General features: G+C 60.9%; 9 protein-coding genes and 1 other RNA gene. 1 reads left to right on the top strand and 9 read right to left on the bottom strand.

The features are described 5' to 3' along the window. Positions 1–5: 5 nt before the first annotated feature. The 9 genes from murD to rnpB all read right to left on the bottom strand — a co-directional run bounded on the left by murD (position 6) and on the right by rnpB (position 10,672). A complete protein-coding gene (gene murD, locus AGA_RS10610) occupies positions 6–1,421 on the bottom strand; it encodes a UDP-N-acetylmuramoyl-L-alanine--D-glutamate ligase (protein WP_059024277.1) in 1,416 nt (471 codons plus the stop codon). Continuing rightward, on the bottom strand, positions 1,418–2,512 hold the full coding sequence (gene mraY, locus AGA_RS10605; protein WP_059024276.1) for a phospho-N-acetylmuramoyl-pentapeptide-transferase: 1,095 nt from the start codon (positions 2,510–2,512) through the stop codon (positions 1,418–1,420). Before mraY ends, murD begins: the two co-directional genes overlap by 4 nt. Next, positions 2,513–3,922: a UDP-N-acetylmuramoyl-tripeptide--D-alanyl-D-alanine ligase gene (locus AGA_RS10600; protein WP_059024275.1), complete on the bottom strand. Its 1,410-nt coding sequence runs from the start codon at positions 3,920–3,922 to the stop codon at positions 2,513–2,515. Beyond that, positions 3,919–5,391, bottom strand: a complete 1,473-nt coding sequence (locus AGA_RS10595; RefSeq protein WP_059024274.1) for a UDP-N-acetylmuramoyl-L-alanyl-D-glutamate--2,6-diaminopimelate ligase — start codon at positions 5,389–5,391, stop codon at positions 3,919–3,921. Before AGA_RS10595 ends, AGA_RS10600 begins: the two co-directional genes overlap by 4 nt. After that, positions 5,388–7,436, bottom strand: coding sequence for a peptidoglycan D,D-transpeptidase FtsI family protein (locus tag AGA_RS10590; protein ID WP_059024273.1), 2,049 nt, complete (start codon positions 7,434–7,436; stop codon positions 5,388–5,390). The genes AGA_RS10595 and AGA_RS10590 overlap by 4 nt, the downstream gene beginning before the upstream one ends. A gap of 31 nt (positions 7,437–7,467) precedes the next feature. After that, positions 7,468–8,448: a cell division protein FtsL gene (gene ftsL, locus AGA_RS10585; protein WP_059024272.1), complete on the bottom strand. Its 981-nt coding sequence runs from the start codon at positions 8,446–8,448 to the stop codon at positions 7,468–7,470. Continuing rightward, the gene (gene rsmH / locus AGA_RS10580) at positions 8,445–9,464 is read right to left on the bottom strand and encodes a 16S rRNA (cytosine(1402)-N(4))-methyltransferase RsmH (RefSeq protein ID WP_059024271.1); all 1,020 of its coding nucleotides are present in this window, start codon (positions 9,462–9,464) and stop codon (positions 8,445–8,447) included. The genes ftsL and rsmH overlap by 4 nt, the downstream gene beginning before the upstream one ends. A 3-nt stretch (positions 9,465–9,467) precedes the next feature. Further along, on the bottom strand, positions 9,468–9,947 hold the full coding sequence (mraZ, locus tag AGA_RS10575; protein WP_059024270.1) for a division/cell wall cluster transcriptional repressor MraZ: 480 nt from the start codon (positions 9,945–9,947) through the stop codon (positions 9,468–9,470). A 312-nt stretch (positions 9,948–10,259) separates the two neighbouring features. After that, positions 10,260–10,672: RNase P RNA component class A (gene rnpB, locus AGA_RS12355), an RNA gene on the bottom strand. 97 nt (positions 10,673–10,769) lie between these two features. Here rnpB and AGA_RS10570 point away from each other — a divergent pair. Beyond that, positions 10,770–11,825, top strand: a complete 1,056-nt coding sequence (locus AGA_RS10570) for an alpha/beta hydrolase (RefSeq protein WP_059024269.1) — start codon at positions 10,770–10,772, stop codon at positions 11,823–11,825. Positions 11,826–11,828: the final 3 nt, after the last annotated feature.

Below are 11,828 nucleotides of genomic sequence, written 5' to 3'. Positions count from 1 at the left end.
TTGTTCTATTGCCCCGTTCTGCTCATCTGTTGCGCGCAAATTGCGTGGGCCAGAGCCTGAAAATGCTGCCCACGCGTTTCGAACCCGGCATACTGGTCAAAGCTGGCACAGGCCGGAGAGAGCAGAATAACGGGTGTTTGGGTCTGTTGCGCAAGATTGTAAGCCTGCGGGACCGCATTTTCCAGTGTGCCAGCCAGAGTATGGGGTACGTTATGCTGTGTGAGGGTTGCCGCCAGTTCCGCCGCATCCCGCCCGATCAGAAAAGCATGTTCAATACGGCCGAAATAGGGCGCAAGTGGTTCTATGCCGCCTTCCTTTGCCATGCCGCCAGCAATCCAGATCAGCCGGTCGTAGCAGCCCAGCGCGCGGGACGAGGCATCGGCATTGGTGGCTTTGCTGTCGTCTATAAAGGCAACACCGTTGCAGGTTTCTACCAGCTTCTGCCGGTGTGGCAGACCGGTAAAGGAGGCAATGGCCTGTGCGGCAATGCTGTCCGCCACACCTAGGAAGCGGGCCATCGCCAGAGCCGCTGCCGCGTTCTGGGCATTGTGGGTGCCGGGGAGCGTAGGCCCTAGCGCGGCAAGTTTGGTCTGGGTGTGCCAGATTGCGCCATCTTTGCCGTAATAGTCGGCAGCCGGGTTTGCGCCGGAAACGGTGACGCAGGACGCCTCTCCCTTGGTAAGCTGTGCAGCAATACCGCTGCAGTCCGTGTCATCTATGCCAATAACGGCGACATCCTGCGCCGTTTGCCCTGTAAACACACGTTGTTTGGCCCGTGCATACCCCGCCATGCCCGCGTGGCGGTCCAGATGGTCGGGGGTGAGGTTAAGCAGGCAGGCCGCATCAAAACGCAGGGTATCCAGCCGCTCCAGCATGTAGGACGACATTTCCAGCACATAGACGCCGTCATCCGGTAGCAGGGGTAAAGCAAGGGCCGCAGGGCCAAGGTTGCCACCTGCGGCAACAGGCAGACCAGCCTGTTCCAGAATATGGGCCAGCAGAGTGGTTGTGGTGGATTTGCCGTTCGTGCCGGTAATGCCTGCAAACCGCGCCTTGCTGCCAGAAGCCCGTACAGCGCGGTAAAGCAGTTCCGCATCGGACAGAATAGGAACGCCAGCCGCAATGGCCAAGGCGGCAACCGGGTGTACACGTGGGAGATGGTGCGGAATACCGGGGGAAAGAACGAGGGCCTCAAACCCTTCGAGGGTCTCCAGCGGTGCGCATGTAACGCGGGCAGCCTGTTCGGGCGGCATGTGCGCAAGGGCTTCGGCCAGCCCACGGCGTCCGGCTTCACCATCATCCCATGCCTGAACCTGCGCGCCACAGGCCGCAAGAGCCTGCACCGCGGGCAGACCGTTACGGCCAAGCCCCAGCACGGCAAAACGTTTCACGGCAAACAATGTGGGGGAAAATGTGCTCATCGCAGTTTCAGTGTGGCCAGACCACACATGCCCAACACAATGGAGACAATCCAGAACCGGATGACAATTTTGGGTTCCGCCCAGCCCTTTTTTTCAAAATGATGGTGAATGGGGGCCATCAGGAACACGCGGCGGCCCGTGCGTTTGTACCAGAAAACCTGAATGATGACGGAAAGGGTTTCTACCACAAACAGCCCGCCAACAATGCACAGAACAAGCTCGTGCTTGATGGCAACGGCAAGGGAGCCGAGTGCCCCACCAAGGGAGAGGGACCCCGTATCCCCCATAAAGACGGCGGCTGGTGGTGCGTTAAACCAGAGGAAACCCAGCCCGGAACCAACAAGGGCTGCGCAGAATACCGCCAGTTCCCCCGTGCCCGGCACGGCATGAACCTGCAGATAGTCCGCAAAAACATGGTTACCTACAACGTAGGACAGAATGGCAAAAACCAGAGCCGCCACAACAACGGGGCCAATAGCCAGCCCGTCCAGCCCGTCCGTAAAGTTTACCGCGTTACCAAACCCGGTAATGACGATCATGGCGAATACCGGGTACAGCAGGCCCAGCGGCAGCAGGAGTTCCTTCGCAAAGGGAAAAGCCAGATGGTTGGCCAGTTCGGGTGGCATCAGATACTGCAACCACGCACCACATATGAGTGAAATGGCGAATTCCGACCCAAGTCGCGCCCGTTTGGACAGCCCATCCGTATTGCGGCGTGCGAGTTTGCGGTAGTCATCCGCAAAGCCAATAACGCCAAAGCCCAGTGTGGTCAGGAGCACCGCCCAGACAAACCCGTTTTCCAGATTACCCCATAGCAGCGTGGCTATTGTGAGCGAGATCAGGATCAGCATCCCTCCCATGGTGGGGGTGCCTGCTTTTTCAATAATATGCCGTTCCGGCCCTACGGCGCGAATGGGCTGCCCATACCGCTGTATGCGCCGCAGCATGGTAATGAGCGGCCTGCCCAGCAGCAGGCTGATGCCAAGGGCGGTCATGCAGGCGCAGCCCGCACGGAAGGAAATATAACGCAGCAGGTTGAGCAGTGTGATGTGCCCGTCATGCACGGCGTGGGAGACCAGCAGGTAAAGCATTCAGGCGGGCTCCACGGCGGCAAGGGTTCCAAGGGCTGCAATAATGTCACGCATACGGCTGCCCAGACTTCCTTTGACCAGAACGGCATCCCCCGTGCGCAGAGCGGCGCAGACCAGAGGAGCAAGGGAGGCAGCATTGTCTGCCCATGCGCCCTGTCTGGCGTGGGGCAGGGCATCAAAAAGGCTTTTCATGTGGGGTCCGCAGCAAAAAACAAGATCGGCTGAAACGGCTGCCGGTTGGGCAAGGGCCGTGTGTTCAGCCGTGGCAAAATCGCCCAGCTCCCGCATATCGCCCAGAACGGCAATGCGGCGGCTGGCCGGAATATGGTGCAGTACATCCAACGCCGCCCGAATGGAGGCGGATGATGCATTGTAGCTTTCGTCCAGTAGGGTTACGGCCCCGCCGGCAATACGGCTGAGGGCACCCCGCCCCTTGCCGGGGGCAAAGGCTTCCAGTGCCGCAGCGGCTTTGGGCAGGTTGGTATTCAGGGCTGCGCAGGCGGCCAGTGCGCTGAGGGCATTGCGGGCCAGATGCACACCCGGAGCAGGGATATGCACGGGCACATCCACCCCGGCAATGCTGGCCGTAAAGTGTGTGCCATCGGCCCCTGCGTGCAGAGCACTCATATGGGCCGTGCTGTTGGGGTTTGCGCCTGCGGTCCATAGGCTAGCGCTGGCCTGCTGTGCAGCCGCGGCAAAAAAGGACGCACCGTGTGCATCATCCGGCACAATGGCAATGCCACCTGCTGGTAGTGTGGTGATAAGGGAGGCTTTTTCCGCAGCAATGGCGTCCAGACTCCCCATATGGCCCAGATGGGCGGAACCTATGGTGGTAATGAGTGCAACATCCGGCCGTACCATGTGGGCAAGCGGCAGAATCTCGCCCGGATGGTTCATACCAATTTCACTAATGCAGAACGCTGCATCACGCGGCAGGCGTGCAAGGGTAAGAGGCACGCCCCAGTGGTTGTTGTAGGAGGCCTCGGCTGCATGGGTCTTGCCGTTGGCGCCAAGGCAGAGGCGCAGCATTTCCTTGGTGGTGGTTTTGCCAACGCTGCCGGTTACGGCCACAACTTTGCCCGCAAACCGGGTGCGGGCTGCCACGGCAAGGTCCTGTAGGCCCTGCATGGTGTCTGCCACAACCAGAACACGTGGGTCAGCCAGCCCTGCTGCCCTGTGCACCATGGCGGCGGCGGCTCCCTTGTCTAGTGCTGCCTGAACATGGGCGTGGCCATCGCTCGCATCGCCCTTGAGGGCAATAAACAGGTCACCGGGCTGAAGTGTGCGGGTGTCGATGGAGATTCCGCTGACCGCACCTTCTGGCGTTGCCGTGGTAGGCTGGCCAGCGCAGTCAAGGAACCGGCCGCCAGTTGCGGCTTCCAGTTCAGCGCGTGTCCACAAGTTGCTCATGACTGCCCCGTTACAGCGCGAATGACCGCCGCATCATCAAATGGCAGAACGGTATCGCCTATAATCTGCCCCTGTTCATGGCCTTTGCCAGCCACCACCAGCACATCCTCCGATCCAAGCATGGACAGCGCCTCTTCTATGGCCTGTCTGCGGTCTCCTATTTCCCGCGCGGCGGGTGCGCCTGCGCGCACTTCGGCCCGTATTTGCGCCGGGTTTTCCGAGCGGGGGTTATCATCCGTAATTATGGCAATATCGGCACCATTTGTGGCTGCCTGCCCCATAAGGGGGCGTTTGCCTTTGTCTCTGTCGCCGCCTGCGCCAAACACCACAACCAGCCGCCCGTGTGCATGGGGGCGGAGGGATGCCAGTAGGCGAGCCAGTGCATCGGGCGTGTGGGCATAGTCCACATAGGCGCTGGCCCCATTGGGCAGGACCGCTGCCCGTTCCATGCGCCCGCGCACACCGGTCAGGGAGGGGAAAAGCTCTAGTGCGTCAGGCAAGGCCGCTTCATCCTGCACGGCCAGAGCCAGCGCCAGCAGCGCATTATCAGCCTGAAAACGACCGGGCAGGGGGAGTAGGATGGTTTTTGTCTGACCGTTGCAGCTTACGTGCAGTTCCTGCCCAGCGGGTAGCGCGTGGCAGGCCAGCAGGCGCAGGGTGGTCCCGTAGGTGCCTGTCAGCCGCAGGCGCAGGTTGCGTGTGTTGGCAATGCTGTGCAGGGCATCCAGCGTGGCGGGGTCCATGTCCGCATTGGCGGCGGCAATGGCCCCTTGGGGTAAAAGTGTGTCGAACAGGCGTAGCTTGGCCGTCCGGTAGGCATCCATGGTGCCGTGGTAGTCCAGATGGTCACGCGTCAGGTTGGTAAATCCGGCAGCCTGAAGGTGCAGCCCATCCAGCCGCCCCTGTTCCAGCCCATGGGAGGACGCCTCAAGCGCTGCGTAATGCACCCCCGCGCGTTCCAGTGCGGCCAGACCATTGGCAAGCGCAACCGGGTCTGGCGTGGTGAGGGGCGGGAAAGTCACCCCTGTTCCCTCGGCCCCGGTCAGCCCCAGCGTGCCAATACCTGCCGCCCGGTGGCCCTGCAAAGCCCATATCTGACGGATGAAGTCTGCCGTGCTGGTTTTGCCGTTTGTGCCCGTTACAGCAACCAGATGGGCCGGTTGGGCACCCGCCAGCACGGTTGCCGCAAGGGCCAGAACATGGCGGGGATTGGGGCAGGTTATGAGCGGGCAGGCAGGCACATCCTGCGGCCAGACCGTGCCAGTCGGCGCAAGAATAGCCGCCGCTCCCTGTTGTACGGCAGCTGCAATATACGCACGGCCATCGGAGCGTGTGCCGGGCAGGGCTGCAAACATGATGCCGGGGCCGACCTGCCTGCTATCGGCCGTAATGGCTGTTATTTGCGGGTTTGCGCCCATATGGGCGGGCAGGTTAAGTGCTTGAAGCAGAGTGGAGAGTGGTGTGCTCATTCGTCCATGTTCTCCTCTGCGGTTTTTTTGCGGATGGCCAGTGTGCGTGTGCCCGCCTCCTGCGCCCGCTTGGCGGCTTGTTTGGTCGCACGGTGTTCGGCCTCCAGCTTGCGGGGGTCTCCGGGGTCGTTCCCCGGTCCCAATGGCCGTACCCCGCGCGGCACAGCGGGGTGCATGGGAATGGCAAGCTGGGCATCAATCTGGCTGGCATGTTCCAGATCGGGGAAAATCTGCAACATGGGACCAATACGAGAAATAACGCGGGAGACAGTGGGTGCCGCGTTCCACCCGGCTGTGGTCCAACCGTGTGTTTGCGGAGTGGGCTGCGGGCTGTCCAGCATGACGTACACCGCGTAGCGCGGTGCGTTCATGGGGAAAATACTGGTGAAGGCGGAAATGTTAACGTGCTTGAGGTACCCGCCATGCGGGCCAATTTTTTCTGCCGTGCCGGTTTTGCCACCAACAAAATACCCTGGAGATTCAGCCGTTTTACCTGTGCCCTGCGTTACGTCCAGCCGGAGCAGCTTGCGCAGCAGGGCCGAATTACTTTCGGACAGAACGCGCACACCTTGGGGTATGATGGGTGCTTCTGGCATGGGAGCGCCCGTACCCATGGTGGGGGTGGCCAATGTCTGGCTCAGGGCTGCATCCTCCACACCTTGCTGGAACTGGTCAGCCGGGGAGGTGTTGGCGGCTGGCGTATCCAGATTTTCCTGATCCAGCAGGGTTGGGGCAACCAGAATACCGCCGTTAACTGTAGCCGCCGTGCCGCGCACAATGGCCAGCGGCGGCTCGGCCACACCGTGGCCAAACCCGACAGTCATGGTTGTGGCAAGGCCCCACTGGCGGGGAACCAGCGGGCGTGCGGCTTCGGGCAGTTCCACAGGGACGGGGGCAAAAAAGCCCATGTTACGCAGCCATTCCGCCTGTTTTTTTCCGCCAACATCCAGCGCAATATGGGCCGCTGCCGGGTTGGAGGAATAAGCCATGACTTCTGGCAGGGATAACCATGGGGCAAAATGGTCGTTCTTCATATCCCGGATGGTAAAGCGACCGATTTTGAGCGGAATGGAGGAAAAGCTGTCCCATATATGGATGGTGCCAGTCTCCAGCCCCATAGCCGTGGTTTGTAGCTTGAAGGTGGAGCCCGGTTCGTACAGCCCTGTAACGGCGCGGTTGAAGCGCTCATCGTTCGATGCGTGGGAAAACTCGTTGGCGTCATAGTCAGGCAGGCTGACCATGGCGATAATTTCGCCCGTGCGGACGTCCATAACAATGCCGCACGCACCAATGGCCTGAAAGGTGTCCTTGGCCGCAGCCAGTTCTTCCCGCACGGCGGACTGCACACGAATGTCGAGCGACAGGCGGAGGGGCTTGCGGTCCACCAGCAGACGTTTGTTGAAAAAACGCTCAACCCCGGCAATGCCGTTATCGTCAATATCCACGGCACCCATAATCTGGGCGGCCATGCGGCCAAGCGGGTAGTGCCGCTGTTCCCCCGGCTCAAAATAAATGCCGGGGATGCCAAGGTTGTTAATGGCCAGTTCCTGCTGCGGGCTGATGTTACGCGCAACATAAACAAACTGCTTGTGCCGGGCGAGGCGCTGGGCGGTTTCCTGCTCGTCCAGATCATGCAGGACGGATTTGAGCTTATGCGCGACCTCCTGCGGGTCGATCAGCTCCTGCGGGTTGGCGTAAACCTGCGCCACCGGCAGGGAGAGTGCGAGTGTCTGCCCATTGCGGTCCACAATGGAGGCACGGTGCACCTGTGGAAGCGCATAGTCCCCAGCCAGACTGCCCTTGGGGTCGATTTTTGGAATTTTGGGGACCTGCGGCGCAATCTGCCGTTGCTCGGGCGCCATGGGGCGCAGCACGGTGGCAATGGTCAGTTTGACGGCAACACAGGAAAACAGCAGGCAAAACCCGGCAGAAACCCATAATAGCCGAACGTGCATCTGCTCCCTGTGCGCGCGGGCACGCAGGTCTTCCCCCGTTACACCAATTGTGCGTGTTGTTTCGGACTCATGGCGTGGGGGGACGACCATATTGTATCAGGAGGACTTTCAGCCGGGACAATCAGTTGGTTACAGGAACAGGCGCAGGCAGCGCATCGCTACCCCGACTCAGCAGAGACCCGTTCGTATAACCGGAAGTCGCGCGGGCTTCCATATAACCCTCAGGCGTTGTGGCCCTGTGCTGGCGAACGGGGTGCCAGCTTGCCGCTGCCACAGGAAGAGGGTGGCGCACAGGCGCTATGTCATCACTATTCTGGGCCAGACGGCGCGGGGCCATGGCCTCGGCCCGGCTGGCTGTTGCCGCAAGGGCCACGCGGCGTGTTGCTGCTGCGGCGGTGTCCGCATCATCCGTGCTGGCTGTGGCAACGCTCTGCCGCAAGGCGGGGCGCGGGGCATCCGTTGCCGCCACATTCAGGCGGTGCGTGGCAAGAGCCGCGCGGGTCGCTGGTGCTTCATGCGTTGTGGCAGGCTGCGGTGTGGGGGGCGCCAGAACATGGGTGGTCGTCGGGGTAGGCGCTTCCATCGCCACAACCACGGGGTGTGGGCGGACAGTGTGCACGGGCAGCGGACGCGCCACAACCGGAGTTGTATCGGCCACGGTAATGGGGCGTTCGTGCTCAGGCTGCGGGGGAGGCAGATGCTGAGCTGTGTTAACTGCCGTTATAGCCACGGGAGCAACAGAACTTTTGCTGGTCTGTGCAACAACCTGTGCTGGGGTGCTGGACTGGGCCACAGGAGTGGCTTCCTTGGCAACATCAGGCAGGTGCTGCACTAAGTCCGCCATGCGCACAAACTGCGATGGGTCCATGGACTGCAGGTAAGCGGCGTGTTTGCTGACCAGTGCCGCCAGCCGTTCGGGCTGGTTTTCCAGCGCCCACTCCGTGCGGAGCATGGCTGTCTGTCCCCGGACATGCTCGGTCTCCTGCACAATGCTGGAGATCTGCTGGTCAAGCAGGGTGGTCTGGTGCTTCTTTGTATAAAGGAAGAACCCCGATGCAATCGCCAGAACAGCGCAGCAGCATGTGAATGGGCGGGGGATCATGCACTCAATCCTTTAGTCAAAGAAGCGGATGGAGAAGGACGTTTCATTATGGCGCGGAGCCGTGCGCTGCGTGCGCGCGGGTTGGCCCTGCACTCGGTATCGGTCGGGCGGATGGCCTTGCTGGCAAGGGCGACAAACGCGGAGGGGGCCGCCGGAGCAAGGGATGCGCGCGGGTCATGGCGCGAGAAGCTGACATCCTTACCAAGGGCGCGCTGTATGGCGCGTTTGACCAGCCGATCTTCCAACGAGTGGAAGGAGACCACAACAAGCCGCCCGCCTGCGTTCAGCAAGGTCAGAGCCTGTTCCAGCCCACGTTCGATTTCGCCCAGTTCATCATTCACGGCAATGCGCAGGCCCTGAAAGCTGCGGGTTGCGGAATCAATGCCCGAGCGGTCCTGCGGCACCACGCCCCGAATAACCTCGGCCAGTTGCAAGGTGGTATGGAGCGGGGCTTCCGTTCGTGCGGCGACAACAGCGCGGGCTACGCGGCGGGCGTGGCGTTCTTCTCCATAAAAATGGAAAATATCGGCCAGTTCCGCTTCGGGTGCTGTGTTGATGATGTCCGCCGCGCTGCGTCCCTGCTTGGCCATGCGCATGTCCAGCGGTCCGTCAAACCGGAAAGAGAAGCCACGCTCGGCTTCATCAATCTGGAATGAGGACACGCCCAGATCCATGACAATCCCATCAAAGAGGGGGGCATGGGCCTGTTCCGCCAGTTCGGCCATGTGGCCAAAACTGCCTGCCAGCATATGCAGGCGCGAGTGGCCCTCGGCTTTTTCCAACGTTGCGCACAGGGCCTGCCCGCGGGCAATGGCGTCCGGGTCACGGTCTATGGCCCACACATTACAGTCCGCTGTGTTCAGAATTGCGCAGCTATAGCTGCCGCCGCCAAACGTGCAGTCCAGAATGGCCTCACCCTTGGCGGGGGTCAGGTAATGCAGCACTTCATCCAGCATAACCGGCACATGGCCGCTGCTGGGCGGCGTAATGGCGGAGGGAAGTGAGAGCGCGTTCATGCCTTAATCTTCCCTCTGGCTGGTTTGCGGTGCCGCGGGAATGGTGACACGGCGGGATTTCTGGCGTGCTTCGGCCCGGCGCAGGCGTGCGGCTTCTGGCTCCCAGATTTGAAAAATGCGGCCCACACCCATAAAGGCTGCGGTGCCACTGGCTTGCAGGCCTGCATGCTCGCGCAGGAAGTCCGGCAGAATCAGGCGGCCTTCGCGGTCGGGGTCCATGGGGTAGGCATCGGCATAAATGGCGGCGGCCAGGTCATCATGTTCGTCAGAGAACATGTCCAGCCGGTCCAGTGGCTCGGTCAGGCGTGCAAAAGCCACAGCGGGCCACGCCTCAATGCAAGGCAGCGTATGGGAGGGGCGGAGAATCACCAGCGCGTCGCCTTCCTTTTGCTGGGACTTGAGAACTGAGCGGAACCCGGCCGGAATCGAGACGCGTCCTTTTGCGTCGAATCGATTTTCATGCGTGCCGAGGAACACACTCACGAAGTTCAGAAGTCCTTTTGAGCCAATGGTTTCTGTTCGCTGAGGGCGGGGAACACGGGGCCGCAACCATGTTTTATGGTCTGTCGTGGGATAGCATGGGACCGCATGGGACGCAAATTAAAAGCGAAGAAAAAACAGCAGAAAACAGCCATTTATAAAGTATTCATTCTTTGCCGAAGAGCGGAGCGTATGTATTGATCGAGAAGAATCGAACGTGAAGATGACATTATTCGTTCATGTTATGTTCTTTTGTAGTAAAAAGGGCAGGCAAAAGCCCATGAAGGGTGTGGATAAAAGAGGGGGAGGGGGGTAAATGCCAGACGGTCTGTAAGCCGGGTTCTGTCTAGCCCAAAAGGGCCTGGACGATCATTCCTCTGGGACATGTCTTGCAACATGCCTCACGCGACCAACCCGAACGACGGGGCGGGAGAACCCCCGAAACCCTAAAGTTTCTGCCGTTCCTATTCGGTCTTGCTCCCGGTGGGGTTTGCCGTGCCTCCCCTGTTACCAGCGGAGCGGTGCGCTCTTACCGCACCGTTTCACCCTTACCTTCAGCCCGTCCCATGGTTTCCCATGATGCGGAACCAGGAAGGCGGTCTGTTTTCTGTGGCACTTTCCCTAAGGTCACCCTCGCCGGTCGTTAACCGGCACCGTTCTTCCCGTGGAGCCCGGACTTTCCTCCATCATACGCAAAAACGCACAACAGCGACCGTCCGACCGTCTGGCTTGCGGACCCCTGCGTTGGGTGTTGCCCCAGGTCAAGGGCTTTGTGGTGCAAAAGCAGTCTTGGCAGCAGGGGGCAAGAATGCACATCATACCGGTATGTCAGATTTTTCGGTTCCCACGTCGGTCTCCAGACCGCTTTCGCCCAATCTGCCATCCCGTCTGCTGCTAGGGGGTATTCGATGGCAGGAGCAGCGAAAAAAGAAGCACGCCGACCGGAGTGCCGCGCGCTCAGAGGCCGAAGCCGCTAGGTCGTCCGACACGCAGGATGCTGCACACGCGGAGGCGCAGCAGCATTTTTTGCGTGCTTTGCGCAAGGCGATGGATACGCCGTCTTTTCCCCAACGCCTTTCTTCCCTGCCGTTGCGTCGTGTTGTGTCCTTGCAGGTGCCGGGGGCTGTCGGGCCGTTGTCGGCCCGGCTTTATATTCCGCGTGGGCGGGTGCGCGGAGCTGTTCTGTACCTGCATGGCGGTGGGTTTGTGCATTGTGGGCTGAATTCACACCACGGCATATGCTGCCGTCTGGCACGTGCATCGGGGGCAGCTGTGTTGTTGCCAGATTACAGGTTGGCGCCCGAACATCCTTTTCCCGCTGCGGTGGAGGATTGCCATGCAACCTTGAGCTGGCTTGCCCGCGCATCTGCCCGTTACTGGGGTGGGCGTGTGGCGGTTGCGGGGGATAGTGCAGGGGGTAATCTGGCCGCTGTTCTGGCGCAGGATGGCAAGGCTGGAGCCTGCCCCAACCCGGCTTTGCAATTGCTGTATTACCCCTCCATTTATGGTCGGAATGACCTGCCTTCGCAGCAGACATATGCGCAGGGGTATTTTCTCTCCCGCCGGTCTATGGAGTGGTATGCCGCGCAATACATCCAGCGGGAGGAGGACTGGGCGCACCCCCGGTTTGTGCCCGGTCTGGCGGATGACCTGAGCGGGCTGGCCCCGGCTGTTATTGTTACGGCGGAATGCGACCCCATGCGGGATGAGGGGCAGGCTTACGCGCAGATGCTCAGTAAGGCTGGGGTGCCGGTGCAGTACCGCTGTTACCCCGGCACCCTTCATGCGTTCCTGAACTTTTATGCCTTCATGCCGCATGGCAAGGCGGCGTTACGCTTTGGTGGGCGGGCGTTACGGAAGGCTTTTGCCGCCTGCCCGTAACGC

The sequence above is a fragment of the Acetobacter ghanensis genome, assembly GCF_001499675.1.
GTDB classification, from domain to species: domain Bacteria; phylum Pseudomonadota; class Alphaproteobacteria; order Acetobacterales; family Acetobacteraceae; genus Acetobacter; species Acetobacter ghanensis.
Note: the sequence above shows the minus strand (reverse complement) of the source record. Positions and strands in the feature narration are given on the sequence as shown.

Excerpts from the sequence above, each read along its gene's own strand:
- murD (WP_059024277.1), bottom strand. The coding sequence starts at position 1,421 with ATGAGCACATTTTCCCCCACATTGTTTGCCGTGAAACGTTTTGCCGTG.
- mraY (WP_059024276.1), bottom strand. The coding sequence starts at position 2,512 with ATGCTTTACCTGCTGGTCTCCCACGCCGTGCATGACGGGCACATCACA.
- AGA_RS10600 (WP_059024275.1), bottom strand. The coding sequence starts at position 3,922 with ATGAGCAACTTGTGGACACGCGCTGAACTGGAAGCCGCAACTGGCGGC.
- AGA_RS10595 (WP_059024274.1), bottom strand. The coding sequence starts at position 5,391 with ATGAGCACACCACTCTCCACTCTGCTTCAAGCACTTAACCTGCCCGCC.
- AGA_RS10590 (WP_059024273.1), bottom strand. The coding sequence starts at position 7,436 with ATGGTCGTCCCCCCACGCCATGAGTCCGAAACAACACGCACAATTGGT.
- ftsL (WP_059024272.1), bottom strand. The coding sequence starts at position 8,448 with ATGATCCCCCGCCCATTCACATGCTGCTGCGCTGTTCTGGCGATTGCA.
- rsmH (WP_059024271.1), bottom strand. The coding sequence starts at position 9,464 with ATGAACGCGCTCTCACTTCCCTCCGCCATTACGCCGCCCAGCAGCGGC.
- AGA_RS10570 (WP_059024269.1), top strand. The coding sequence starts at position 10,770 with ATGTCAGATTTTTCGGTTCCCACGTCGGTCTCCAGACCGCTTTCGCCC.